Raw genomic sequence first — 25,421 nt, 5'->3', positions numbered from 1 at the left:
ATGGGGTACGATAGTTATTTGGTCGGGCCTGGCCCACGAGATCGCCTTTGCGGTCGCCCAAAAGCCTCGATGGAAACGTCGGAGGCTTTTTGAGTTTTAGGCCTTCCGTTCGACATTCTCAAAGCAGCTATATTTGGATCCGAGCATCGGCCGCTCGTCTTCCTTGATACGGCAGTCAATCAGCTTTCCGTCGTCGGTCAGGCGCTGGTAAGGACGATTGCTGGCATGATAGCCGCCCATGCAGATCGGCCATAGATACAGATCCGCCAGTTGCGCCATCGGCGAAGTCTTCTGCTTGGTCTTGAACTCGTAGAGCGTCTGGGCCAACTGCTTGGAGGTCAAGGGGCCGTACTTATCGGAATTGTCCTTAGCGAACGGCATTCCCTCCGCCTTTAGAGCCTTGTAGTAGCCCTCCAGGTTCGCATCTTCAGCCTTGTTGCAGCGCTCAGGATGCACGCGCAGCTTCATGCCCTCGGCGATAGCGTATTTCGCGGCGCGTTCGACGACGACAGTGAATGCGGTTTTGCAGAGCATCCAAGGATTCTGCTTGTACTGCTCGAGGTATCGTCCACAGTATCCGGGACGGTCGACAGTGCACGCGATACCGACCACGGGCGCCTCTCGCATCAAAATGTAAAGTTCCTCGTAGAATGCTCCCAGCTTGTCCGTCTCCCAGCCCCGCAGGAAATCGAAGTTCTCGTTCTGCGATCTGATTTCCGACGAGTGCAAGGGCGCCGTGATTTCCCATTTCTCACAGAACTTTGCGTGAAGGTCTCGGGCGTTGTCCTCTTCGTCACTTCGAACCAGGATGCCACCGAGTGCGAACCAGTCGTACCCGTGCGCCGCTTTCTTCCCGACCTTGTGGGTGGGATGTCTAGTTCCGGAATCATCGAGGTAGAGGTTCAAGGTGACAGGCAAGGCAATCTCTCGTGGCAGCAGTCGATCGGAAACGTTCTACTCGACTACTGATGCCCGCGAATACATGAATTTTGCTCACTACCATTTCATCATCCACCTTTATGTCGCTCAGTACCTGGTCAAGCTTGCGGCGGTCGGTAAGGAATGTCGCTAGATGCTGGCGGCAGTCAGGCGGCTGGTTCAGTCCTGACGACGGCGGTCGGCAGAAGGTCAAACACAGCAGCCAGATCTTCGTTCAGCACCAAGAAGGGCATCCTGTCGGTCTCGTAGTAGTGCGCGAGGTGGTACCTGTGATTGCCGCCCTGGATACCGATCTGATCGCCAACGCGGTTGATCAGCGGAGGAGTCACAGGCAGCCCCTTAAACCAGCGAAAAGCGGTTCCCTCACTCCCACGCCTATACTGTCTGTGCCATGGATCCTTGTCACGGCTAGAGTGGTACGTCAGCTTTCCATGGACATCGGCCACGTCGGCTTCGATCAATGCGAACTGGACTCCCGGATGCCAATCAGGGTCGTTGCCATCGTAGGCTAGATAGAAACGTGCCGGATCCAGATCCCACTGCGCCGTTAGATCAGCCGGAGGCGCAACGCGACCCTTGCTCCACTTGGCCCGCTCGGTGATTTCAATTGCTCGAGACACCTCGAATTCCTCGTCCAACTTGCCGTCGATCACATCCATAGCGACGATGGCGCCCAGTCCTCGTCGGATCAACCTATTCATTTCGTCTGCTGACATCGCTCTCTCGTATCCTACAACCGCTTCACTGGCGCACACCATCGCCTCGGCTTTGGCACTGTCTTTTGGTTGTAGCAAAACAGTCCGCAACCGGCCCAGTAACGGAAATGATTTCCGGTTGGAAGCAGACATTGCGGGTTATCACGCGTTTGCCCGTCTGCCGTGAGCGGCCATCCCGCCCGAAGGTGAAAAGCCTGCATTCAGACGCTATGCTGATCTCCTGATGCCAGGTCGCATTGCATTATGTCACTCACTCTTCCCACTGATTTATGGGCGGTACGGATCTTCGTCGTCCTCTCGCTCGTAATCGATCCGGCGGCGCAGACCATCGAGCGCAGCAGCGGCCCACGCGCGTACGGCAGGCGAGGAATGCGCGAGCCAGCCGGACACAAGCGGTACAAGAGGCTCCAGGTATCCCGCGAGTGACCCTGACCATGTGCTGGGACGAAGGCGATCTGACAGAGCGCGGAGAACGTTCGGCTGGTCACCGAATTCCTCAACGAAGGCAGCCATTGCCGGATGCCATGCCAGCGATCCGTCGCGCTGCTCTATGGCAACCGGAAGCCACGACACTGCTAGCGCTGCTCGCGCCGAAGGTTCGGCGCGAATCCAGTCGATGTAAAGCTCACGTGGGAGTTCAAATAGCATGCCGGCGCCGAGCCAGTCTTCCCGATCTTGTTGCAGGAGCCGGCCCAGCCGATGACGACGCATCGGGTCCGTACCGTCAAATTCCCTGCTCAGTTCGCCCCAGACTTCCCGCGGATGGCTTTTGATCAGATTTTGAAGGATCGCGCGTGCCGGATCGTCGAGTGCGAAGAAGATGTCGCTGTCCGCGAACCTTGCAAGGCGCACAAGTTGTTTGGTCATCGCGCATGCGAACTTGTCATCGGCGGCGTTATGTTTAGCGAGCCACGATACGGATTCATGGAAATAGTGCCCGTCCATCGTCCCCCGATTAACGCCACCGAACAGGTCGCGAGAAAGAAGAATCGATTTCACCGTTCGAATGAGTGTGCGTGTGGGCGACCGCCCATCGTACAGATACATGAACACGATCTCGATCGCGGCCCAGAGGCCGGGCGCGCCCATACGCGTAAGAGCATCAAGCAGCGGCTGAAGATCGTCAGCCGAGAGATGGTTGAGACGTTGACCATAGGACAGTGTCACGGATTGCCACGGCTCAACGTCCCCACTTTCCAGAAGGGAAATCACCATGGCTAGATCTGCTGGCTGGAGCTTGCCGGAACCAATCATGGAGATCGCGTAATCACTGAGCTTAGGCGTCTGGAGGGCCAGGCGCACGCATTCGCGCGCCGCTTCGCTGTCCCGGTCGTCGGTGCCGGCAATCAGTCCGCCGAATAATTGCCGGTTTGCTTGCGCCGGCTTGTTGTCCAGATATTCGACTGCCCGCTTGAACGCGGCCACCGGATCGCTGCTCGACCTGGCCAGTTCGCGCGCAAAACCAAAGACATTCTTGCCATCGCCACTGCACAGCGCGTCGAGCGTCCGGTCGAGCATTTTGCTGTCCTGGGCGATAACCGGAGCTAGCTTCGCAGCTTCGCGGGCCGAATACTCGAAATCGTGCTTCACCCCCGGCGAGCGGTCGTACCGGGAGTCGGGATCATGCAGATCGGCAGGCCAGCCATGTGTGTAAACCACAACCCGCTCGACCGGATCGTCCGGCACCAGTTCATCGAACAGCGTGCGCACCTTCGAGACTTGATCCGATTCGTTCTTCCGCGCGTCAAAATACAGCCAGCTTGTGACCGCCTCGATGGCATCCGCCCAGACTCCTGCGTGCGCAACGATTCTCATGACGGCCGCGCGCGCGTCTTCGAATGGAATTGAACTGAGCAGCCCACGCAGATGACGCGCAATCCCTTTCTTGGCCTGGCCGGAATATGGTCCGTCCGACACCACAAAGTCAGTGAGCCGGGAAAGGCCGGCGCGATGAAAATCCCACAGCTCGCTATAGGTCTTCGGAAGCCAATCCTCCAGGCGCTGCGAACTGCCGATCTCATCGGAACTCCCACTTCTGGAAAAGTGGGATGTCGTCAGCATGCTTTCGAGCGCGCCGACGCAAAGCCGGTGCTCCGCCGCATCCGGCGAGCGCATTCCCTCCTCAAGAACCAGCAGGCGGGTGGCGGGATCAGCTTCCGTGCCGGAAAGGTATAGTTGATACAACTGCTTGAAGTGGCCGCTAGCGCCGTTGTTATAGCCGTCATCCGTTTCACTCGCCGCCAGACGCCGCAGCAACGTGGCGGCGCGGGTAAAGCTTTGCGCGCGGAAGGCCAGTTTCTCCAATGCCCAAATGAGGTAGCTGCGCCCAACGCGGATCGCCTTGAGTTCGTCATTGGTCAGCGGCGACAGCACACGGTGAATCGTCTCCGCCGCCCGATCGGGATCGACGTGAATGAGCCGATCAAAGCACTTGGCGCCAAACTCGGTGTTGAGGGCAGCAAGGTTTCCGAGACACTCAGGAGCCAGCAGCGCTCGCGCAAAGGCCTTTGCTGTCGGCGAATTGTCAAGCCACCGCATGCGGCGCAACAGGCTCGATTTCAGTTCTTCGGGTGCATCTGAAAAGAATGAGATAAGCGCTTCAGGCGACAGGCGGCCCAACCGGCTCTCGCCGAGCCGCGCCGCGAGCGGCACGGGAAGCACCTGGAAGAAGCTGCCGCGGACGTCGATGATCCCGCGCGCATGAAAGCCCAGTATGAGATCGGTGAATTGCGCGGGCGGCATGCTGGCAAGCTTCTCCGCCACGAACGCTGCTTCAGCGGAAGCCTGGCCTTTGAAACCGACCCATTCAAACAGGCTCAATGTCTCCAGCGCCTTTTGCGCTTCGTCATTTGGCGTCCTGCCGCCCCAGATTACCCGGTCGAGAACCTGCTCGGCCGAGTTGATAATGTCGCGCCCATCGCCCTGCTGCGCACCCAGAACCGCCATTTGTGGAAAGCCGTTCGCCAGTTCGGCAATAAACCGGGAATCCGCATCTCGAAGCGCCGGAGCGGCGCTCTTTGCGATCGCTTCAATATTGGCGTCGTCAGCGCGCTCCAGGCGAAGCGTGATTGTCCCCTTCGCGTTTGTGAATTTCGTCTCGACGTTGATCGTGATCAGTCTGAGTTGCGAACCCGCTCGGCCTGCGGAATCCGCGAGCTTGCGGTGAACGTCATCGGGACAATCGTCGACGACCAGTATGACGTTCGATCCTGAATCGGCGATTTCAAGCGCCAGCCTGAGGACTTCTTCCTCAACGAGGGAATAATCGGCATAGATGACGGAGCGAGTTGCCACCTGAGTATCAACTGCCGCTCCATCCGTAAGCATCTGATAGACAAGACGGGATTTTCCGAAGCCTGACGGGCCAACAACCCGGATGATGCGGTCCTTGTCCTCCAATCCACCAAGACAAGCTTGAACGCACTGATTGAAACTCCAGGCGTTGATCCGACCGTCCTTGCGCTCAGCCTCTTCGATGTTCCGGTTTACCGGGACATAGCGCGGTGTATCGGACGGCACCCATGGCACATCGTGAATGCCCGCCGATTTGCCCCAGCCCTCATGCGATTGAAATCCGCCCACCGAACGGCCACGCTGATAGGAGGCCAGCCACAATGCCACCGCGGGGTGGGTGAAAACCCAATCTGCTATCCGGTTAGCGTCGTAAATCTCGATGGCAGCCGCTTTATTCGGATCGTCTCCGCCGTCCGTGATGGCTTTTCGGATCGCCGCAACCAGCTTATCCCTTTTCTTCTGGATCATCGGATGGGAACAGAAGACGACATAGGCACCGCCGCCTGAGAGAACTTGCAGAACTGCGTCGTTGGTTGTGGTCTTGCCACCCTTAGCTTTCTTCAAAATCTCGCCGCGGATTCGCCCCTCGGTCAGATCTTGCGCCTTCGACTGGAACAACGTTAGCCGGTGGGGGAAATAGGCAGTCGAGCCGACGCCGCCCGTCCATTCAACGCGGCCATCCTCGCCGCCGTCCGGAACAGTGACCTGCAACGGCACCGATGCGGCGCGAAGCGGAATATCCGTCAGCCGGCACTCCGCCAGCATGAGGCGTTTCATCAGCCTCACCAGCATAACGCTGTCGAGCGTCTTGATGAAGTCGGGGGATACTTCGAAGACCATCTATCCGTCCAGAAAGGAACTCCAGGAAGACTACGAATTCTGCTTAATGGAACGAATCCTCCATAGCCTTTTAGGACTGACTGACTAACGAGGCAAATGCCGTCTTGAGCAGAACATGAGTTTTCGGCTCCCCGTCCACAACCTGCCGTTCGCGAACGTGACGGCGGGAGTGTCCAGTGGGGCAGATCACGTCGATGCCCGCGTCAACCTTGAATGTCCGCTCCGGAAGCTCCGCCGCCAGGAGTTGCCTGTCCACTACCGGCCCCGTACTTGTCAGCAGGCGAGAGCGGAAATCATGCCCGCTTCGCGCCCTCATAAAGGCGGGTGCACCTTATGGTTACACCCAACCGGAAGCGGGCATCCGTTAAAGTAAGCAGATCACGTCCGTCGGGCGGGCGAAATATGGATCGCAATTGTTTCTGCATCAGATCGTGCTGGTCTTCGGCTGGCCGCCCGAAAGCAGCCCCGCCATCGCTTCGGTAATGGTCAGGTCGTCACAGGGCTTGGGGAAGAAGCGACTCCCGCCCGGCAGCATGTTTTCTTCGACGATGGCCGCTGCGCAATTCTTGTTGAGAACGGTGATGCAACGGCATTGCCGCAGACCGTAGAAATGGCAATAGCAGCCGGAAGGCAATACGACGCATGGCAGCTACAGGCTCGCATGGCATTGATTTCGAGAGACTGGAAGGCAGCACTGGATTTGCTGGGGCGCATCCATCGGAAGGATTTCTTCGATCTAGCGGTTGAGTATCGCGCCCTGCAACTTCAGAAGGCGGATCCCACCATTTCAAGAGATGTGGTTGCACTCGAGCAAATTCGCCTTCGCGAGGAGGCGATTGCAAACAACTACGCGATAATGAAGTCCGCTACCGAAAATGAGAGCCCCGCGGCAACAGTAGCGAAGTGAATGGCCTTTCCCGCGCCGGTGCCATCCGCATCGTAAAGAATGTTGCCAGTGTCCGTTTCATAGATGATCCGGTCCAACTTGTCTGTCGCTAGCCCCGTCTTGTTGGCGACGAACTGCGTGGCGCTGATTGCCCCGAGTTTCGTAAACGTCGTGAATATCGCGTTGTCCAACTGGATGGTGTCGTTCGTGACGTTGAAGTCCGTGATCCGATCCACGTTTGCGGCTCCAAGCGCCGTTGTGAAGACAAACGTGTCTGAGCCACTGCCTCCCGTCAAAGTGTCGCTATCCAGACCGCCGTTGAGCTTGTCGTTCCCCGCGTCACCCTTCAGCGCATCTTTCCCGGCACTGCCAGAGAGAAAATCATCTCCCGCGCCGCCAACGAGCTTATTGGCAGCCTTGTCCCCATAAATCTTGTCGGCAAACCGGGAGCCGGTGATGTTTTCGACGGAGTCGAAAGTATCCCCCGAGGCTTCCCCGGTGTTGATAGAGGCCTTCGCTAGGCTTACGGTTACGCCAGATGTCGCGGCAGCATAGCTCGCCGTATCACTTCCGGTGCCGCCGATAAGAGCATCCGCACCGGCACCGCCGATTAAGACATCATTGCCGCCCTTGCCATCGAGGATGTTATTCCCGGCATTTCCTTTGATGGTCTGGGCGATAGCGTTCCCGACAAGGTTGATCGCTTTGACCTTCGTGGCGTTCACCGTTTCAAGGACTTCAACGAGCGCATCGGTCGCCAATGTGTAAGAAACGCTGGCTCGAACCGTATCGACTGGATCAACTTGATTGTCGAACTGCGGCACGAAGGTTTCGACGGTTTGATCTTTCGCATTATCGATGATGAAAACGTCACCACCCTTGCCGCCAATCATCAAATCAGCACCGGTGCCGCCATCCATGTAGATGCCAGCGCTGCCCATCATATGAAACCCATCAGTCCAACTTCCAGAGACCAACGTGTCGCTACCAGCGCCGCCGAATAGTTGGCTGTCCGGAGCAGCCCAGAACACGCTGATCTTATCGTCGCCATCCTCGCCGTAGAGACGATTTAGCCCGGAGCCGCCCTCGATGGTGTCGTTTCCGATCCCACCCCAAATGTAATTCGATGCAGAAAAGCCGCCTTCAAGGGTGTCGTTGCCGCCGTAACCGTAGATGTAGTTCGTGACGCCGAAGACATCGCTGTCTCCGATCAACTTGTTGTCTTTCGCAGTACCCTTGATTGTCGGCATAAGTCCTCCGGTCGGCGGCCAGCGGCCACCATCTTGCGTTGCATTTGTCGTGTAAATGTCCGCCAAGGTAAATGCAACCGGAGGGCTTGTTACCTCAACATCAAATTTGCGTATTCACGATTTTGACCACGCCGCGCGGCTGCGTGTAGTGGCCCCCTAAATCCCCGGACACGATCTCCTACTTGTTAAGTGTGAGGAGTAATGTGCCCATTATGACTAGTCACATTCCTAAGTGGTATCGCAATTGTTCCATGTCACCAACATGGTCGAAGGATGCTGCAGTTCTCTCCGTATCGGCTAAGGCAACACCGGAGTCATCCTATATCTGACCGAACAGTCAGCGCGCTGCCGGCACATAGTCCAAGCCGGGATCGATGTTCTTTGGCCTACCCTCGAGAAAGAGTTCGCCGATACGCGGTGCACTTCGGGAGATCACTTTGCCACCCTTCAGGACCAGAAGCCGGGTAGGCTTGAGCCGGAGAGCCTCGACCACATCGGCAGCCTGGAGCACGATCAGATCGGCATTGCATCCGACCTCGAGGCCGTAGCCCTCGAGCCCCATGGTTTTCGCCGAGTTCACTGTCAGCGCTTCAAAAATCTTCTTCTTGTCCTCGATGCCGCCCATCTGCGCCACATGGATTGCCATGTGCCCGACTTCCAGCATATCGGCCGAGCCCATCGAATACCACGGATCCATCGTGCAGTCTTGACCGAACGAGACGTTGAGCCTGGCATCCATCAACTCGCGCACGCGGGTCATGCCACGACGCTTCGGATAGGTATCGTGGCGCCCCTGCAGCATTATGTTGATCAGCGGATTGGGGATCACATTGATTTTGGCCTCGGCCATCAGTGGAATGAGCTTCGAGACATAATAGTTGTCCATTGAGTGCATGGACGTCAGATGTGATCCCGCTACCCTTCCTTGAAGACCGTGGCGCACCGTCTCGGCAGCCAGTGTCTCAATATGGCGAGACATTGGATCATCAGTCTCGTCGCAATGGATGTCGACAGGAAGCCCCCGTTCGGCAGCGATGCGGCAGAGCGCCTCCAGCGAGCGGCGTCCGTCATCCATCGTCCGCTCGAAGTGCGGGATACCGCCGACGATGTCGAGGCCCATGTCGAGCGCGCGTTCCAGGGATTTCTCGCCTTCGGCGGTGCGGTAATATCCATCCTGCGGGAAGGCAACGAGCTGGAGCGTGATATAGGGGGCCACCCGCTCGCGAACCTCGATTAGCGCCTCCGCCGTAACAAGCCTCGGATCGGAGGTATCGATATGGCTGCGGATGAACAAGAGGCCCTGACTGACGGCGAGATCGCAGTAGCGCAACGCGCGATCCACGAGAGCTTCCTTGGTAAGCATCGGACGCAATTCGCCCCATAGCGCGATGCCCTCCAGCAGGGTGCCGGAGACATTCATACGCGGTAGGCCGAGCGAAAGCGTTGCGTCCATATGGAAATGCGGATCGCAGAAGGGTGGGCTGACCAGCCTTCCGGTTGCATCGATCTCCTCTCCTGCCGATGCCGCAAGGCCTTTCTCAATCGCAGCGATCTTGCCGCCGGAAAGTCCAATGTCTATGCCTTGGCGCCCATCAGGCAGATTGGCATTTCGGATAATCAGGTCGAACATGTTTGGTTTCCTCCGCTCAGCGCTCGCCGCGCCGATAAGGTTGCATCAATGCCTGTGGCACGCGAGCACGTCGCGCCATGACCGCGAGCGCCGCGATCGAAAGGATGTAGGGGATCATCAAGAACAGCTGGTAAGGGACAGCCCCACCGAGCACAGTCTGGAGGCGTAGCTGGAATCCGTCGAAAAAGGCGAAGAGCAACGCCCCGAAAAGCGCACGCTCCGGTCGCCAGGAGGCGAACACAACAAGTGCGATACAAATCCAGCCGCGGCCCTGCACCATGGTCGGGAAGAAGCTGTTGAATGCCGATAGGGTGAGGAAGGCGCCAGCCATTCCCATCAAGGCGCTGCCAATGATGACAGCGCCATATCGAACAGCCATCGGATTGATGCCTTGCGCCTCGGCCGCATGCGGGTTTTCGCCGGTCATGCGGATTGCAAGGCCAAGCGGCGTCCGGAAAACGATGTAGGCAAGCACCAGCGCAAGCAGAATTGCCAGATAGGTCGGCGGCGTTTGCGTGAAGAAGGCGGGGCCGACAAAGGGAAGGTCGCTCAGGCCTGGGATTGCAATCGGCTGGAATGGCGTGATGGTCGGCGGTGTTCCTGCGACCGGCACGGCCAGACGGAAGACAAAATAGCTGAAGCTCCCTGCAAACAATGTTAAGCCAAGACCGGCGACATGTTGCGACAGTCCGAGTGTGACGGTCAGCCCGGCATGCAGCAGTCCAAAGACGCCGCCGGCCAAGGCTGCGAGTAGCAAACCCGCCCAAAGGTCCGCCCCGTTATAGACTGCAAGCCAGCCGATCATCGCGCCGAAGGTCATGATGCCTTCGATGCCGAGGTTCAGCACGCCTGCCCGTTCACACAACAGGGCGCCGAGTGTGCCGAAGATCAGCGGCGTTGCTATCCTAAGCACCGCGGCCCAAAGCCCGGCAGATGCGATGATATCGAAAACGGCGCTCATCGACGGATCCTGTATTGAGTGAAGAATACGGCGACCAGCATGGACAGAAGAGAAAGGGCCACGATGACATCGGCGATATAGCTCGGAATTCCAAGGCTTCTGCTCATGCCATCGGCGCCGACAAACATGGTGGCGGTAAAGAGCCCTGCTAGCACCACCCCGAGTGGGTTAAGATTGGCCAGCATGGCAACGACGATGCCTGAGTAGCCGTAGCCTGGCGAGAGATCGGTCGTGACGTAGCCTTGGACACCCATGACTTCTATCGCACCGGCAAGACCGGCAAGTCCTCCGGAGATGCAGGCGACCTTAACCAGGGTTTTGCACAGCGGCACTCCGGCAAAGGCGGCTCCCTGCGGGTTTAGGCCGGCTGCGCGCGACTGCATGCCGAATACCGTTCGTGACTGGACGAAGGCGAGAACGAGTGCCAGCAGAATTGCGATAACCAGGCCAAAATGGAGCCTCGATCGAGCGAGAAGCTTCGGTAGCATCGCGGCTTCGGATATCGATTGCGACTGGGGCCAACCGAAGGCCATCGGGTCCTTCAGAACGGTGTCGATCAACATCGATACGAAGAGCACGGCGACGAAGTTGAGGAGAAGGGTCGTCACGACCTCGTCCACGGAGAAGCGTAATCTCAGCCACAGTGGCACAAGAAGCAGGATCATGCCGGCGACGGCACCGAAGGCAAGCAGCAACGGGATCTGCACAATGGAAGGCCATGTGCCGAAGAGATGCGAACCGGCCCATGCGGCGGAGATAGCGCCGAGATAAAGCTGCCCCTCTCCACCAATGTTCCAAAGTCGGGCGCGGAAGGCGACGGCGGCCGCAAGTCCGGTAAGGATCAAGGGGGTTGCGCGGGTAAGAGTCTCGGTTGCCGACAGACGAGAGCCGAAAGCGCCCAAGAGAATGCGCCAATAAGCCTCGAAGACCGGCGCGCCGGCAATTGCGATCAGAATGCCGGCAATCGCAAGCGCGGCGACGATCGCGATGAGCGGGGTCGCAATGACGAGAGCGACCGGACGGTGTTCGCGCCGTTCAAACCGCATGCGTCACCTCGTTTTTCCATTCGCCTGCCATCATCAATCCCAACTCACGCGCCGACGCCTCTTCCGCAGCAATCGACGGTGAAAGTCTGCCGCCGACGATGGCCTGAATGCGATCAGCAAGTGCCATCACCTCGTCCAGATCTTCCGAGATCAAAAGCACGGCTGTCCCTTGTCGCTTCGCGTCGAGAAGCCGCTCGTGGACAGCGGCGACCGCCCCCTCGTCCAATCCTCTCGCCGGCTGTGCCGCAAGCAGGATGCGCGGCCGGTCGATGAGGTTACGCCCCAGGATCAGCTTCTGCATGTTTCCGCCTGAAAGCAGGCGAATACGGCTTGTCGGCGTTCCGCCACGCACGTCGAACTGATCGATGATCTTCTGTGTGAGGGAAATGGCGCGCTTGCGATCCACCAGCCCTTGCCGTGAGAAGGACGCGAGCCTTTCCAGGATAGTGTTTTCCCAGATGGCCATCTCGCCAATGGCGCCTTCCTTGTTGCGGTCTTCGGGAATGCGGCCGATACCGGCCGAAACCACGTCGGCGACGGAAAGGGAATCGGTCGCCGACCCGAAAAGCAACAGGTCGCCACTCGTCTTGGCGAACGTCCCCGACAGCAATTGCGCCAGTTCTGTCTGTCCATTGCCGGAAACGCCGATAATGCCAAGCACTTCTCCCGCACGAAGCCGGAAATCGATCGCTTTAAGCCTGTCGACGCCGCCGGACCGAACGGTGATGGCTGCTGCCTCCAGAACCAGTTCGCCTGGGGTCGATGGTTCGCGAACAGGCCGGGTTACGGTGCGGCCGACCATCAATTCGGCGAGGTCGGACTTGCTGGTCTCGGAAGCTTTGCGTTCCGCGACATGGCGCCCTCCCCGCAGAACCACCACGCGATCCGCAGCAGACATGACCTCGTCCAGCTTGTGGGAAATGAAGATCAACGACAAGCCCTGGGCCGCCATGTCCTTCAACGTCGCAAACAGTCGTTCGGCCTCGGGCTGGGTCAGAACCGCGGTTGGTTCGTCGAGAACGAGAATTCGCGCCTCGTTATAAAGTGCCTTCAGTATCTCGACGCGCTGCTGCTCACCAACGGAGAGGTCGCCAAGCCTTGCGTCCGGGTCGATCTTAAGGCCGAAGCGCTGGGAGATGGCAATCAGCTTGGCTCGTGCTTCGGCCCGGCGCGACCTTGGCGACCACAGACTTTCCGTCCCGGTCGTGACGTTCTCGATCACCGTGAGGTTCGGTGCCAGTGCAAAATGCTGGTGAACCATGCCGATACCGGCGCGGATTGCCGCGCGGGGCTTGCCTTGCGGCAGTTCCTCTCCGTCGACCAGGACGTGGCCTTTGTCTGGCACGTAATGACCGAAGAGAATATTCATTAGCGTAGTTTTACCGGCACCGTTCTCACCGAGCAGAGCCACGATTTCGCCCTTGGCCAGGGACAGCGAGATGTCATCATTGGCCAGCGTCGTGCCGAACCGTTTGCTGACGCCAATGATTTCAAGAACGGGCTTGTTCATGCGTGCAATCCTGCGACGGGGAAGCGGTGCTGCCAGCGGCCCTCCTGCTCCAGCGAAGCGGCAAGTGCCAGCAGAAGCAAGTCATGGCCCATGGGAGCCAAAAGCTGAACGGGCAGCGGCAAGCCCGTCTCGTCCGTGCCAAACGGCAGCGTGATAGCCGGAAAACCTGTGATGTTGGCTAGGGACGCAAGCGGGGCGAAAGCTGTCATGCGCTGGATATGCAGCTCTGTATCATCATGGTCAAACGAGAAGGATCCGAGCGGTAGCGGGGCACTGGACAACATCGGCGTCAACAGACAATCCACCTCCTCGAAGATGTCCCAAATAGCCCTGCTGGCATGAACGCTGGAATCCAGCGACGCCCAGAGGGATTGGCCGGTCAGCGCATGACCCTTGAGGATAAAGGCTCGGGTAAGACGCTCGGCTTTCTGCACGTCCAGGCTCGCCGCATCGACATAATTTGCAAGATTGACGGCAATAATGTCAGCGAATGCGCGACCACTGGCCGCGACGGCGTTTTCAAGCCTATTCCAGGCGATCGGCACAATCCTATGGCCTTCTGCTTCCAGCGAACGAGCGGCGGCTTCGATCGCAAGGGCACGGTCGGGATCAAGGGGAAAATCACTGCCGAAATTGGTGACGAGACCAATTCGCAGCGAGCCGGATCTTGGCTGCGGCAGATGGGGATCTGCGAACGGGCCACGCGAGGTGCCGCTGGCGCACTGGAATAGTGTGGTGAGATCTCTCACCGAGCGGCAGACTGCAAGTTCGCTGGCGATGCCGCCGAGATGGTTCCCGAAGCTGGGGCCGGCAGGCATAACGCCACGGCTCGCTTTTAGGCCCACCAGGCCACAGCAAGCCGCAGGGACCCGGATCGAACCTCCTGCATCGGTGGCGTGGGCGATCGCGACAATGCCGGCGGACACTGCAGCGGCGGCGCCACCCGAGGATCCACCGGGCGTTAAGGATGGTTCCAACGGATTGCGGCAGAGCGGTCCAACGACCGGCTCGCTGGACAGCGACAGCCCCATTTCGGGCACTGTGGTAAGCCCGAAGAAGCAGAGGCCGGAACTGCGAAGGCGCGCGGCAAGATCCGAGTCTGCTTGCACCGATCGCCGATCGATCATGCCCGAGCCAGCCGCAACAGGAAGCCCGTGAAATGGTCCGCCAAGATCCTTCGCGAGGCTGGGAACGCCGGCGAAGGGCATGCTGGCGGCAGTCCCATTGCCCAGCTGTTCGTCTATGGCCTGGGCTGCATCCAGTCCAAGATTCTTGTCGAGATATACGATGGCGCCCAGGTCTGAGCAGCGTTCCGCCTGTTCAAGTGCAGCCTGCATGGCTTCCAACGCACTGAGGCGACCCCCGCGGATCGCCTCAGCCGTCGATGTTGCATCATCCCGCATTGCCGAGCCTTATTACTTCGGCTCGTCCGTGACCTTCGGAACTTCGAACGTGCCAGCTTTGATCTCGGCGCGCTTGGCTTCCATCGCAGCCTCGGCTTCCGCGGGTGCCACGCCCTTGACGAACACGATGTCGCTGCCGCCTTCCTTCATCAGGCCGTAGCTCGTATAGTCCCGGCCTGTCGGTTTTCCGGCAGCGTTATCGGCGATGGCGGCGTTGAGGATGGGACGGAAATTCCAGAGCGCGTTCGCAAAGACCGTGTCCGGGTAGCGCGGTGTATAGTCGATCAGCGAGCCAACCGACTTGATGCCGCGTTCCTTGGCAGCATCCGCCGTGCCGATGCGTTCGCCGAACAGGATGTCGGCGCCAGCGTCGATCTGCGCAAGACCCGCTTCTCGCGCTTTGGGCGGATCGAAGAAGGTGCCGATGAAGGTCACCAAATGCTTGGCATCCGGGTTCACTGCCTTGACGCCTTGTGCAAAGGCATTGATCAGCATGTTGACCTCCGGGATCGGCATTGCGCCGACGGAGCCGACAACGTTGCTTTTGGTCATTTTGCCGGCCAGCATGCCGGCGAGGTAGGCGCCATCAAAGTTCCAGGTGCCGAACACCCCGAAGTTATCGCCTGATTCCTTGCCGCTAGAGCCCATCACGAAAGCGGTTTCCGGATAGTCAGCCGCGACTTCGCGGGCCTGCTTCTCGACGGGGAAGGTCTCGCCGATGATCAACTTGGCGCCCTGTTCAGCATATTCGCGCATTGCGCGGGGATAGTCTGTTCCGGACACTCCCTCGGAGAAGACGTATTCGATTGCCCCCTCTGCAGCTGCGTCCTGGAGCGCCTTGTGCAGCACCGAGTTCCAGGCATTTTCGACGGGCGAGCCGTGGATGCCAGCGACTTTAATCGGCGTGGCGGCACGGACGGATGGTATGAATGCGGATGCGCTCAGTGCGAGACCCGACGCAAGAACGCCGCGCCGAGACATAAGAAGCTTGCTGGTCATTTGATCTGTTCCCCAGTTTTTACCAACTGGTGAAAATTGTTAGTGGGCGCCTAATTTGAAGTCAAGGATGTCGAGTGCACATAAATTGAGCGCATGACATTTCAAATTAACGTCATGCGCAGTATTCTCCTGGAGCGCAGTCACGGATTATCCCGGCACCGGTCCCGGTTGGCATCCCAATGATGACCCGGTCGCCGCCTTTCTTCTCTTCGCGAACAGCCTGACGGAAAGTGTCCCTGCAGGCCTGATCATTACCACCGGCAGCCTTTGTGAGGCCCTTCCGATCCAGTCTCATGCTGTCATAACGATGAGTGGGTTCACGACACTTGCGACAACAGCGACTTCAACGCGGAAGTTTGAAGGTGAGAGCAAGTAGAAAGCTCATCTTAGTAGGAAGCAGGCTGAGGCGTCGGTAACCGACTCGTGCCTAGAGTTTGGCCCGCGTCAATTGCGACAACGCATAACAAGACCGTTAGAGATCAAGCATATTTAGGGGAAGACCTTGTGGTCCATGGTTCAGTTATGGCGGAGAGGGTGGGACTCTTCCCCAATTAGAGCAAAACCAGAGGGTTTCCGCCAATATACTGACAGATAAGCCCGATTACGATACTTCGAGCGATACATTGCGCGATACATTTTGGCAAGTCGACGTTTTTCGAGCGTTGTCTGACCCTGATTTGATCTCGCGATCGGGATGATCGCGGAGCCTGTACGGCTCAGACCGGTGGCGCTGTTCTTTGGCAGAAGGCGGTTTTTACCTGCGGCGGGTGCCACCTGCCCTTCTCCAGTCTGGAACGCACGACGGCAGCGTGGGTGGTCGCGTCCACGGGATGCTTCGCCTTGTGTCGCGTTGTGTTGCAGAAGAGGCAGGCAGCGACGATGTTCGGTGCGACGTCCTTGCCGCCATCTCTTCTCGCTTCGACATGCTCGGCCGTGCATTGAAACTGCTTTGCCAGACCCGGCGAAAGTCCATAGTGCACGATGAACTCTCGTGGACTGTCGTCCCACATCGGCAGTTCACAATAGAAGCATCGCCCGCCTTGGCGCTGCGCAGCCTGTTTTCTCAGATTCTTCATTTTGTTTGATGGCATGAGTCCACGTCCTTTGCTTCATTGCTGAAGCGGACGTGCAATGGCCGGATACGGCCACCCCTCAGTTGGGAGGATGTTCCTCGCACAAGACGACGTAAATATACGTCACTCCGCAGTCTTTGAACAGTACGAGCGCCTTATTGGACATTTCGCTGACGAGTTCGTGTAAAACTCTAGGCGAGCAAATCGTCTCGCCTCCATTCGACCTCAGCTTAACAAAACTTCCATGGTGATCAAGTACAGGATTTGCACCTTCCCGATCGGGAGGATTTCCCAGATGGATGAGATTCCTTCCTCTTCGGTAAGTTTTCATGGATTCTTAAAAATTCTTCCTGTACGGTAAGCTCGATATCAGGAGAGCGTATCATGATCCGTTCGGCCGCAGAGTTCGGCGCACTTGTTCGAGAACACAGGAAAAAGCAGGGCTGGACCCAGGCCCAGCTTGCCGAACGTTGCGGGACCGGTGAACGTTTCATCGTCGACCTGGAGAACGGCAAGCCCAGCTGCCAACTCGAAAAATCCCTCATCGCGGCACGAACGGTTGGCATCGATCTCGGCGATCTGAAATCCACGACACCGACCCCTCCTCCGGAAACCGACGACGATCTCGGCTATCTGCCCCGTTTCACCGGACAGGTCGGCTAGATTGATTTAGCCCTGATGAACTGCCGAGGGGAAGCCATTTTGTTTCCGCGCAGAATGAGCCGGTCGGGATGCGGACAAATAGTTGAGCTAATTTATATGTTTAGACCAACGCTTGCTCGATTTCCACGCGACTGCGCGGAAACCAACAGGTATCCTCATGTTCCTATCGCAAGGAGATGTTTGGCCGCGAACATGTCCAGATGGCCGCCGCCGACGTTCTTATAGACTGTGATTTCCTCCGGCGAACGACGGCCCGTATTGAGGCCGCTGCATAGCTCGAAGAGATCCGCCACGATGTCGGTGCGTGTGATGATGCCGGCGGCAAGCGGCCCCGCCACATCTCCAGAGCCCTCGCTGTTGTTTCGCGTATCGACGAACAGCCGACCGGCCCGCCGGACAACATCGTTATCCGCCTCGCGCATTTCGGGCGTATAGGCCCCGATGAGATCGACATGGGTGCCGGGCCTCAGGAGTGCGCCGCGGATCAGTGGCTCGGTGGCCATGGTGACGCAGGAGATAATGTCGGCTTGCGCGACAGCATCGTCGAGAACGGAAACGGCCGAAATCTCCCGCCCGCCCTTTCGCAGTTCAGACGCCAGCGCTTCGGCCTTGGCAAAGTTGCGGTTCCAGATCAGCACTTTCCGGATCGCCGGCCGCACGCTGGTATGCGCTTCGATGACATGCGGCGCGAGCCCGCCGGCACCAACCACGAGCAACACTTCAGCATCCGGGTTTGCCAGAAGATCGACGCCCAGTGCGGAATCGGCGGCCGTCTTGCGAAACGTGAGGGCAGCACCATCGCAGGTGGCCAGCGCGCCGCCGGTCTTGCCGTTGAACAAGGCGACCAGCCCCTGCACGGAGGCCTGCGGTGGCGATAAACCGGGATTGCCTGGGAAAACCCCCACCATCTTGACCGCAATCACATCGCCAGCGGCCCAGGATAGAAGCGAGACAAACTTGTTCTCCTCCTTCTCGCTGTCGCTCAGCACGGTGACATGCATCTGCGGCATCGCGCCACTGCGATGGGCTGTCCGCAATGCCTCGACAAGACCAGGATAATCAAGGACACGATGAACCTGCTCGGCATCGAAGTGGCGCATTTCAATTCCTTTAGAGAACACGGGCAAGAAACGAGCGTGTGCGGCTGTGCTGCGGATTGCTCAAAACGTCGCGCGGATTGCCCGCCTCGACGATGACACCGCCATCCATGAACACGAGATGATCCGCCACATCCCGGGCAAAGGACATTTCGTGGGTGACGACCACCATGGTCATGCCCTCTTCGGCAAGCTGGCGCATGACCGCGAGAACCTCGCCCACCAGCTCGGGGTCGAGCGCCGAGGTCGGCTCGTCGAACAGCATGAGCGTCGGCTGCATCGCAAGAGCACGTGCGATTGCGACACGCTGCTGCTGGCCGCCTGAAAGCTGCTTCGGGTAATAATCGGCCCGTTCACGCAGGCCAACCTTGTCCAGCAGCAACAGGGCCTCTTCCGTCGCCTGCTGCCGGCTCTTGCCCTTGACGATGACCGGTGCCTCGATGATGTTTTCGAGCGCCGTCTTGTGCGGGAAGAGGTGGAAGCCCTGGAACACCATTCCCATCTTCTGGCGCTGCACGGAAAGCTCGTTGAACGACATGCGGAAAAGCTTGTTGCCGCGCCAGCGGACGCCAACCGGTTCACCTTCGAGATAAATCGCACCGGACGTTGGTACTTCGAGATAGTTGAGACAGCGCAAGAGCGTGCTCTTGCCGGAACCGGAAGGGCCGACGATGCAGGTAACTTCGCCAGCGGAAACCGTGAAATCGATGCTCTTCAGAACCTGATGCGTTCCAAAACTCTTCGACAGGCGCTCGACATTCAGAAGCGGCATCATGGCATCACCTCCCCGCGGCGCAGGCCCCAGAACTTGCTTTTGAACAAGGACTTCAGAACCAGCTGCAGATCGATCGGCGCGCCGTCCTTCAGGCGGTGTTCGATGTAATGCTCGACCAGCGTCAGGATAGTGGAGAGCACCAGATACCAGATCGTCGCGACGATCAGCAGCGGAATCGTCTGATAGGTGCGGGAATAGATCATCTGGGCCGAATACAAGAGGTCCGGAAGAGCCAGCACGCTGACAAGCGAGGTGAATTTCAACATCGAAATCGTATCGTTGCCGATGGGCGGAACGATGATGCGCAGCGCCTGCGGCAGCACGATACGGCGCAGCGTCTGGGCTTGGGTCATGCCGAGCGTGGCAGCCGCCTCCGTCTGGCCGACATTGATCGCCTGGATGCCGGCACGGATCATTTCAGCGGCATAGGCGCTTTCGGTAAAGGCCAGCCCAAGCAAGGCGGCGCTGAGCGGCGTGATCAATTGATTGGTCTCGGCGGACCAGAGGGTCGGGCCGAAGGGAATGCCGATCGACACCTCGGGGATCAGCAGTCCAAGATTGTACCAGAAGACCAGCTGCACCAGGGGCGGAACGCCGCGGAAAAACCAGATCCATGCCCAGCTTGCCGCCTGAAACACCGGATTGCGCGACAGCCGCATGATGGCGATGAGCGTGCCGATGATCAAACCGATGATCATCGAGAGGAAGGTCAGCATCAGAGTGCGACCGAGCCCGGCGAGGATTTCCGGGCTGAACAGATATTGCCAGACCACGCTCCATTGCAGGTTCTCGTTGGTCACGAGGAGCCTTATGAACAGCGCTGCCAAGCCGAGCAGAACAGCGCCACCAATCCACCAGGAGGGATGGAAGACATCGACGAGTTTGGCGGAGTGAATGTCCGGTCGCTGGACTGGCGTCTTGTCTGAAACAGCCATGCTGCATCTTTCTTCAGAAGGGGTCCGGAACGGATCTGCGTTCCGGACCTTATGCAGGATCAGGGATTCGGGTCGTCCTTGGTGACGAGGATTGCCTTATCAAGCATGCCCGCGCCATCGACGCCCCAGTTTGCCATGATCGCCTTGTAGGAACCATCATCCATCATCGCCTGAAGCGCACCCTTGAGCGCCGGGCCGAGCGGATCGCCCTTGCGCACGCCGATGCCGTTATACACGGCATTGCTGATGAAGCCGGCCATATCGAACTTGCCTGTCTGCTTGGCAAGATAGGCAAGCTTCGCAGAGCCCGCGGCAACGATTTCGACACGGCCGGAGGAAACGGCAAGTTCCGCTGCGTTCTGTGTGGTGAACTGCTGCAGCTCGATCGGCTTGAGACCGCCGGCAACGCAGGTTTCGTCGCTGACCTTGGTCAGGTACTGGAAGTCCCAAGCGCCAGTGAGAAGCGCGACGCTATGGCCGCAGAGATCCTTCTCTTCGCCAAGCTTCAGATCCTTGCCTTTCAGGAAAGCGTAACCGGTGCCTTCCTTGCGCTGCGGAATGAAGTCGAGAACTTCGAGACGTTCCGTGGTGACACCGAAGGACGAGAAGCCGGCGTCGTAACGCTTGCTGGCAAGACCTGGAATGATCACGTCGAAGCTGGTCGGATCAAACTTGAACGGCACGCCCAGGCGCTCGGACATGGCCTTGGCCATATCGACGCTCCAGCCTTTCAATTCGCCGTTCTCGACAAATTCATCCGGCGGCCAGTCGTTGAAGACGGCGATGTTGACGCCGTTGGACTTGTAACTTTCCGAAAGCGCATCGTGCAGCGCCTTGTCGCCTTCTGCGGCATGCGCGGAAAGTGCGGACGCAAACAGCGCCCCGGCAAGGCTCGCTGCCCGCAACAGGTTTATTCCCGATTGGTATGCCATCTCTGTGGTCCTTCCCCTTTTGTCCTCAGTTCCCGCGTCCACCGGTCCATCCGATTGCCTTGGATGTGAAATTGTGCGAACGTTCTCACATTATAGGCATTGCTTTTTGTTTTTCGTCAAGTGAGAAATTCGACACATATGCCGCGGGGCCGGCAGAGTCCGCAGGGACAAGGAAGAACGAGGGTCATGAACGACAAGCGGCAGGACAAGGTAACGATCACCGAGGTTGCGAAACACGCCGGCGTCAGCACGGCAACGGCCGGCCGTGTGCTCGGCGGCTACGGCTATTCGCGCCAGGAGATCAAGGACAAGGTGAAGCAGGCGGCCGAGGAACTGGGGTATCGTCCCAATCTCCTTGCCCGCGGCCTGATTACCGGCAAAACCAAGACGATCGGCGTCGTGGCCGGCGATATCCAGAGCCCGTTTTATGCCAGCATCCTGCGGGGCGTCGCCGATGTCACCCGTGCCGCCGGCTTCGGCATTCTTTTGACCAACAGTGACGAACAGATCGAGCGGGAGCTGGAAGCCGTCCAGCTGCTCAGGGAAAAGCAGGTGGATGGATTGATCATCGCACCGTCCGATCTCTCCGACTCCAAGCATCTCCAGGCCGCTGTCCGTGACGGTTGCCCGGTGGTGCTGATCGACCGCGCGATCAAGAACCTCGCCGCCGATGCGGTCTGCGTCGACAACCGCGCAGCCTCTCGCGATTGCATCACGCGGCTGACCCATGCCGGACATCGCCGCATCGGGCTTGTCGCAGAACTTGAGCGCTGGGAAGGCGGCGATATCACGGATTTCCTTAAGGCCGTCGAGCGGGATGCGCTCGATTCGTCGACGCTCTTTCCCAGCTGGCAGCGTCTCTATGGCTATATCGACGCCCTGCGAAATGCGGGCATCCCGCTTGATCCCGATCTCATCGGCCGTGTCGGCGTCTATTCCTCGGAACTCGCCCGCAAGGAAACGCAAAGGCTGCTTGAACAACAGGAGCGACCGACGGCCCTCTTTACGGCCGACGGCCTGATGTCGGCGGCGGCAATGGACGTCATCACCTCGCTTGACCTGCAGATTCCCCGCGATCTTTCGCTGATCTGCTTCGACGATCTGGACTGGATGAGCTTCATCAAGCCCGGCATCGCGGCCGTTGTGCAGCCGCTGACCGAAATGGGGGAAGCGGCTGCACGCCTCATGCTGTCGCGCATCGAAGGCGACGACAGCGCGCCGCAATATCTCGCGCTGCAGCCAAAATTCGCGACGCGCGGATCGATTGCATCGCCGCAAGCCCTATAGATCGGGATGGGCGGCGCGGATGGCGGCGACATCGATATCGAGGTCGATCGACGCGCCATGCCCCACGGCGCCATAGTAGCTGCAGGTTCCGGCTGCTTCCGTTGCGGCGGCTGAGAGCAAGAGCGATGGCGCCTCGCCCTTCACCAGACCGAACAGCGTGCGGCCAATGAAGGTATCGCCGGCGCCGAGCGTATCGACGAGATCCGCCTTGGCCGCGGGAACATCGAATATGCCGGCCTCACCACCGAGAACCGCGCCCTTGGAGCCGCGGGTGACAAGGCACCATGTCGCCCCCTTGGCCAGAACGTTATGCACCAGCTCAAGGGCGTGCTCGCGCGAGTCGTCCTTGGCCGAGACCGAGGCGAGGTAGCAAAGCGGCGCGATGCGCTCGATCTTCGCATCGTCGTATTTGTTGGAAAAATCATAGGATAGCGGCAGCAGCGACGCCACACGCTCCAGATGCCCGTCAAGCCCGCTCGACTGGCCGATCTGCACGGCATCATAGCCGGAGATAAATTTGAAATCATCTTCGGACGGCTCGAACATGGATATCCCGAGGTCGAATGTCACGAAGACCCGGTCGGCATTTCTGTGTCCGATGATGCAATAGGCGGTGGCCCCGTCAAGCTGGCGAAGATGGGAGATATCGACCCCCTCCTTTGACAGTGCCTGAACGATGGTCCTGCCCGCGGGATCGCGGCCGATGGCGCCGAGATAAGCGGATTCACCACCAAATTTTCGAATGAAAACAGAAACGTTAAGGCAATTGCCGCCGGGAAACATCGTATCCCGCGAGAGGTAGCAATCGACGACATTATCGCCCATCGCAACAATCTTGACCATCGGAAATCTTTCTGATTGACTATATGTGAGAACGTTCGCACAACACGAATATACTGTCAACGCCGACGCGAGATCAAGCCATGCAGACTGAACTAAACACCGACATCACGAACGCCCTTGGAGCGCTCGCCAGCAGGGAGGTCCGGCATGTGTTCCTCGTGGCCTGCGGCGGGTCGCTGTCGATCATGCATCCGGGCAAATACTTCCTCGACCGACACTCGAGCGCCCTCACCTCGGATGTCTACAATGGCGACGAGTTTGTAACGCGCGACCCGCGCAAGCTCGACGGCAAGGCGCTAGTAATCCTCTGCTCACAGACGGGGACAACGAAGGAAACAGTGCGCGCCGCCAAGCATGCGCGCGAAAAAGGCGCGATGACGATCGCCATGACGCTCGACCCGCAATCCCCCCTCGCCGAGGCTGCCGAACATGTCGTGAGCTATCAGGCGTCCTACACGACGGGCATCCCGATCGATGCCGCCGAGAGCAATTACGGCGTGCTCTACATGATCCTCGCCGGCCTCCTGCGTCAGACGGACAAGGTCGACCTGGTGCCGACGCTGCTGTCGAGCCTCAGCCATCTCCAGCCGGCAATCGACAAGGCCCATGTACGATATGCCGTGCTGTTCGATACCTATGCCGAGCAATTCAAGGATGCGCCCGTCATCTACACCATGGCGAGCGGCGCAAACTACGGTGCGGCCTACTCCTTCGCGATATGCGTTTTCATGGAAATGCTGTGGATCAACTCGCAGGCGATCCATGCCAACGAGTTCTTCCACGGACCTTTCGAAGTGGTCGACAAGAACGCGAAGTTCGTCGCCCTGATCGGCCTTGATGAAACCCGCCGCCTTGAAGAGCGCGGCCGCGAATTTCTCTACCGTTTCGGCTCGCGGCAAAACATCTTGGCGCTGGACGCCAAGGACCTGGACCTTGCCGGCATCGACGATGCCTTCAAGGGCTTCCTTGTCCCCCTGATCTTCTTCGACGCACTGTGGAAATTCGCCTACAAGCTGGCCGCCAAGCGCGACAAGATCATGCTGGAAGACCGCCGCTACATGAAGAAGATTTCAGACTATTAATCAGTCAAGTTGGCCGCCGCGCGGTCTGACCGCGGCGGACAGATCTAATCGACCGGGACAAAGTCCAAACGTCTTCGGGAAGAGAGGCTTATGCTGCTTGTGGTCTTGAGCGGAATCGAACCCCGGCCGTAAACTCATAAAGGGCGCGGCACTGCTTCGGAACTAGTGAGAATTGAGATGTCGTCGCGGAGGGCTTGCGTCTCATCTTCGCCTTGATGGGATTGGAACTTTCAGCCCCTATTGCCGAAGCGGCAAAGTGACTGCAAAACGTGGGAAGATCAAGTGATGGTGGCTTCCGAAGATATCCGGGCGCTCGCCACCTCCCAAGAGGCCGTCTTGAGATACGCTTCGACCGACTTAGGGCTTAAGTTTATCAGTTGGCCTCGCCAATTAGCGCTCGCAACAGTTGCGCTTGCTTGGACTTTTGTTATGCTTGTAGCGGAGCTGAAAAAGCTTGCAGCTTGATTGTCGCAGTCTTTACTATGATGCAACCTCACTGGAGTTCTAAGCGGTAATGTTTAGGCGGCCTGCCTGGGTAGCGATACTAGCGGTGACGGCTTGCGTGCCATTTGAGGCGCATGGTCAATGCGTAACAGACGATCAAATCTATCTGATAACAGCTGGAAAATCTCCGCGAGCTTTTCGGTGGCAAGATCAAATCTATTCGGGAACATGCGAATGTTCTGGAAATACTTCTGGGGTTTCTGGCAGCGTCCGTGCATGCGTTGTAGGTTCGGTATGTGAGTGCGGTACTTGGAACGGTAACCCTTGGATGGGAAAGGTGAAACTTGACCCTCGAGATGAAGTACCAGATTTCGGATCGGTTTACGGCAGGTTTGAACGCCAGTCTCAGTTTATGAAACGCTTCTACGAGTTATGGCTTTTACAGCAAAGGATTGGATGCGTGTCCGTGGATGATGGCAGCAACTCGCAGACGGCCACCTGCAAAGTCAGCTCCACGGTCGAAATCGAGGTTCGGGGATGGCCCACGACCAGAAACGTCACCATTTCGTGGACTGGAGACCTCGATAAAACCGTGGAACGGAATTTTATTGATCTCTACGTACCAGGCGATCGCCAAGAGATAATTGAAAGTTTTGCTTTATCGACAGGCATCCCGGGAAACAGATACCGAGATTTCAAAGCTGGATGGGTAAGTGGAACACACTCGTTTGAAAAAAAGGATCAGGAGAGCCCGGTGCAGCACAGCCTCAGCATCTTTGGGCCGTGAAGCGTTGTCGCGCTACACGGCTTCGTTTT

21 protein-coding genes are annotated in these 25,421 nt (G+C 58.4%); 4 read left to right on the top strand and 17 right to left on the bottom strand.

Annotation, left to right across the window (positions count from 1 at the left end):
* Positions 1 to 96 precede the first annotated feature (96 nt).
* The 12 genes from ASG68_RS10155 to ASG68_RS10100 form a co-directional block, all read right to left on the bottom strand.
* Positions 97 to 918 carry a DUF3800 domain-containing protein gene (locus ASG68_RS10155; RefSeq protein WP_062609641.1) on the bottom strand — a complete coding sequence of 274 codons (822 nt, stop codon included), beginning with the start codon at positions 916 to 918 and terminating at the stop codon, positions 97 to 99.
* Positions 919 to 1,085: 167 nt separating this feature from the next.
* Positions 1,086 to 1,787: a hypothetical protein gene (locus tag ASG68_RS10150; protein ID WP_156384854.1), complete on the bottom strand. Its 702-nt coding sequence runs from the start codon at positions 1,785 to 1,787 to the stop codon at positions 1,086 to 1,088.
* Positions 1,788 to 1,922: 135 nt separating this feature from the next.
* Positions 1,923 to 5,789, bottom strand: a complete 3,867-nt coding sequence (locus tag ASG68_RS10145) for a hypothetical protein (RefSeq protein ID WP_062609637.1) — start codon at positions 5,787 to 5,789, stop codon at positions 1,923 to 1,925.
* A gap of 424 nt (positions 5,790 to 6,213) precedes the next feature.
* Positions 6,214 to 6,423: a hypothetical protein gene (locus ASG68_RS33020; RefSeq protein ID WP_062609635.1), complete on the bottom strand. Its 210-nt coding sequence runs from the start codon at positions 6,421 to 6,423 to the stop codon at positions 6,214 to 6,216.
* Between the two features lie 212 nt (positions 6,424 to 6,635).
* Positions 6,636 to 7,925, bottom strand: a complete 1,290-nt coding sequence (locus tag ASG68_RS10135; RefSeq protein ID WP_062609633.1) for a calcium-binding protein — start codon at positions 7,923 to 7,925, stop codon at positions 6,636 to 6,638.
* 337 nt (positions 7,926 to 8,262) lie between these two features.
* Positions 8,263 to 9,555, bottom strand: coding sequence for an amidohydrolase family protein (locus tag ASG68_RS10130; protein WP_062609631.1), 1,293 nt, complete (start codon positions 9,553 to 9,555; stop codon positions 8,263 to 8,265).
* Between the two features lie 16 nt (positions 9,556 to 9,571).
* Entirely contained in the window at positions 9,572 to 10,516 is a 945-nt protein-coding gene (locus ASG68_RS10125; RefSeq protein ID WP_062609629.1) for an ABC transporter permease, read from the bottom strand.
* Positions 10,513 to 11,562 carry an ABC transporter permease gene (locus ASG68_RS10120; protein ID WP_062580999.1) on the bottom strand — a complete coding sequence of 350 codons (1,050 nt, stop codon included), beginning with the start codon at positions 11,560 to 11,562 and terminating at the stop codon, positions 10,513 to 10,515. The genes ASG68_RS10125 and ASG68_RS10120 overlap by 4 nt, the downstream gene beginning before the upstream one ends.
* Positions 11,552 to 13,072, bottom strand: a complete 1,521-nt coding sequence (locus ASG68_RS10115) for an ABC transporter ATP-binding protein (protein ID WP_062609627.1) — start codon at positions 13,070 to 13,072, stop codon at positions 11,552 to 11,554. Before ASG68_RS10115 ends, ASG68_RS10120 begins: the two co-directional genes overlap by 11 nt.
* Complete coding sequence (locus ASG68_RS10110; RefSeq protein WP_062609625.1) at positions 13,069 to 14,475, bottom strand: amidase; 1,407 nt, start codon at positions 14,473 to 14,475, stop codon at positions 13,069 to 13,071. Before ASG68_RS10110 ends, ASG68_RS10115 begins: the two co-directional genes overlap by 4 nt.
* A gap of 12 nt (positions 14,476 to 14,487) precedes the next feature.
* Positions 14,488 to 15,474, bottom strand: coding sequence for a BMP family protein (locus ASG68_RS10105; protein ID WP_062609623.1), 987 nt, complete (start codon positions 15,472 to 15,474; stop codon positions 14,488 to 14,490).
* A gap of 716 nt (positions 15,475 to 16,190) precedes the next feature.
* A complete protein-coding gene (locus ASG68_RS10100; protein WP_062609621.1) occupies positions 16,191 to 16,565 on the bottom strand; it encodes an HNH endonuclease in 375 nt (124 codons plus the stop codon).
* Between the two features lie 366 nt (positions 16,566 to 16,931).
* Between ASG68_RS10100 and ASG68_RS10095 the strand changes: the two genes are divergently transcribed.
* Positions 16,932 to 17,210 (top strand): helix-turn-helix domain-containing protein, encoded by a 279-nt coding sequence (locus ASG68_RS10095; protein ID WP_062609619.1) that lies wholly within the window; start codon positions 16,932 to 16,934, stop codon positions 17,208 to 17,210.
* 155 nt (positions 17,211 to 17,365) lie between these two features.
* Here ASG68_RS10095 and ASG68_RS10090 read toward each other — a convergent pair whose 3' ends face one another.
* From ASG68_RS10090 to ASG68_RS10075, 4 genes are read right to left on the bottom strand one after another with little or no spacing between them, the layout of a single operon-like run.
* A complete protein-coding gene (locus ASG68_RS10090) occupies positions 17,366 to 18,310 on the bottom strand; it encodes an ornithine cyclodeaminase family protein (RefSeq protein WP_062609618.1) in 945 nt (314 codons plus the stop codon).
* Positions 18,311 to 18,320: 10 nt separating this feature from the next.
* Entirely contained in the window at positions 18,321 to 19,082 is a 762-nt protein-coding gene (locus ASG68_RS10085) for an amino acid ABC transporter ATP-binding protein (RefSeq protein ID WP_062609616.1), read from the bottom strand.
* Entirely contained in the window at positions 19,079 to 20,017 is a 939-nt protein-coding gene (locus tag ASG68_RS10080; RefSeq protein WP_082553997.1) for an amino acid ABC transporter permease, read from the bottom strand. The genes ASG68_RS10085 and ASG68_RS10080 overlap by 4 nt, the downstream gene beginning before the upstream one ends.
* A 59-nt stretch (positions 20,018 to 20,076) precedes the next feature.
* On the bottom strand, positions 20,077 to 20,949 hold the full coding sequence (locus ASG68_RS10075; protein ID WP_062609614.1) for an ABC transporter substrate-binding protein: 873 nt from the start codon (positions 20,947 to 20,949) through the stop codon (positions 20,077 to 20,079).
* 186 nt (positions 20,950 to 21,135) lie between these two features.
* Between ASG68_RS10075 and ASG68_RS10070 the strand changes: the two genes are divergently transcribed.
* Entirely contained in the window at positions 21,136 to 22,236 is a 1,101-nt protein-coding gene (locus ASG68_RS10070) for a LacI family DNA-binding transcriptional regulator (protein WP_062609612.1), read from the top strand.
* Here ASG68_RS10070 and ASG68_RS10065 read toward each other — a convergent pair.
* The gene (locus ASG68_RS10065) at positions 22,231 to 23,079 is read right to left on the bottom strand and encodes a PfkB family carbohydrate kinase (RefSeq protein ID WP_062609610.1); all 849 of its coding nucleotides are present in this window, start codon (positions 23,077 to 23,079) and stop codon (positions 22,231 to 22,233) included. The genes ASG68_RS10070 and ASG68_RS10065 overlap by 6 nt on opposite strands.
* An 80-nt stretch (positions 23,080 to 23,159) precedes the next feature.
* Here ASG68_RS10065 and ASG68_RS10060 point away from each other — a divergent pair, with 80 nt between their 5' ends.
* The gene (locus tag ASG68_RS10060; RefSeq protein ID WP_062609609.1) at positions 23,160 to 24,161 is read left to right on the top strand and encodes an SIS domain-containing protein; all 1,002 of its coding nucleotides are present in this window, start codon (positions 23,160 to 23,162) and stop codon (positions 24,159 to 24,161) included.
* Between the two features lie 781 nt (positions 24,162 to 24,942).
* On the top strand, positions 24,943 to 25,392 hold the full coding sequence (locus tag ASG68_RS10050; protein WP_156384853.1) for a hypothetical protein: 450 nt from the start codon (positions 24,943 to 24,945) through the stop codon (positions 25,390 to 25,392).
* Positions 25,393 to 25,421 lie beyond the last annotated feature (29 nt).

This window comes from Rhizobium sp. Leaf453, from assembly GCF_001425605.1.
Taxonomy (GTDB): Bacteria; Pseudomonadota; Alphaproteobacteria; order Rhizobiales; family Rhizobiaceae; genus Pararhizobium.
This window is presented reverse-complemented; position numbering and strand designations above follow the sequence as displayed.

Coding starts and splice junctions, on each gene's coding strand:
- ASG68_RS10150 (WP_156384854.1), bottom strand. CDS start 1,787: ATGTCTGCTTCCAACCGGAAATCATTTCCGTTACTGGGCCGGTTGCGG.
- ASG68_RS10145 (WP_062609637.1), bottom strand. CDS start 5,789: ATGGTCTTCGAAGTATCCCCCGACTTCATCAAGACGCTCGACAGCGTT.
- ASG68_RS10135 (WP_062609633.1), bottom strand. CDS start 7,925: ATGCCGACAATCAAGGGTACTGCGAAAGACAACAAGTTGATCGGAGAC.
- ASG68_RS10130 (WP_062609631.1), bottom strand. CDS start 9,555: ATGTTCGACCTGATTATCCGAAATGCCAATCTGCCTGATGGGCGCCAA.
- ASG68_RS10125 (WP_062609629.1), bottom strand. CDS start 10,516: ATGAGCGCCGTTTTCGATATCATCGCATCTGCCGGGCTTTGGGCCGCG.
- ASG68_RS10120 (WP_062580999.1), bottom strand. CDS start 11,562: ATGCGGTTTGAACGGCGCGAACACCGTCCGGTCGCTCTCGTCATTGCG.
- ASG68_RS10115 (WP_062609627.1), bottom strand. CDS start 13,072: ATGAACAAGCCCGTTCTTGAAATCATTGGCGTCAGCAAACGGTTCGGC.
- ASG68_RS10110 (WP_062609625.1), bottom strand. CDS start 14,475: ATGCGGGATGATGCAACATCGACGGCTGAGGCGATCCGCGGGGGTCGC.
- ASG68_RS10105 (WP_062609623.1), bottom strand. CDS start 15,474: ATGACCAGCAAGCTTCTTATGTCTCGGCGCGGCGTTCTTGCGTCGGGT.
- ASG68_RS10100 (WP_062609621.1), bottom strand. CDS start 16,565: ATGCCATCAAACAAAATGAAGAATCTGAGAAAACAGGCTGCGCAGCGC.
- ASG68_RS10095 (WP_062609619.1), top strand. CDS start 16,932: ATGATCCGTTCGGCCGCAGAGTTCGGCGCACTTGTTCGAGAACACAGG.
- ASG68_RS10090 (WP_062609618.1), bottom strand. CDS start 18,310: ATGCGCCACTTCGATGCCGAGCAGGTTCATCGTGTCCTTGATTATCCT.
- ASG68_RS10085 (WP_062609616.1), bottom strand. CDS start 19,082: ATGATGCCGCTTCTGAATGTCGAGCGCCTGTCGAAGAGTTTTGGAACG.
- ASG68_RS10080 (WP_082553997.1), bottom strand. CDS start 20,017: ATGGCTGTTTCAGACAAGACGCCAGTCCAGCGACCGGACATTCACTCC.
- ASG68_RS10075 (WP_062609614.1), bottom strand. CDS start 20,949: ATGGCATACCAATCGGGAATAAACCTGTTGCGGGCAGCGAGCCTTGCC.
- ASG68_RS10070 (WP_062609612.1), top strand. CDS start 21,136: ATGAACGACAAGCGGCAGGACAAGGTAACGATCACCGAGGTTGCGAAA.
- ASG68_RS10065 (WP_062609610.1), bottom strand. CDS start 23,079: ATGGTCAAGATTGTTGCGATGGGCGATAATGTCGTCGATTGCTACCTC.
- ASG68_RS10060 (WP_062609609.1), top strand. CDS start 23,160: ATGCAGACTGAACTAAACACCGACATCACGAACGCCCTTGGAGCGCTC.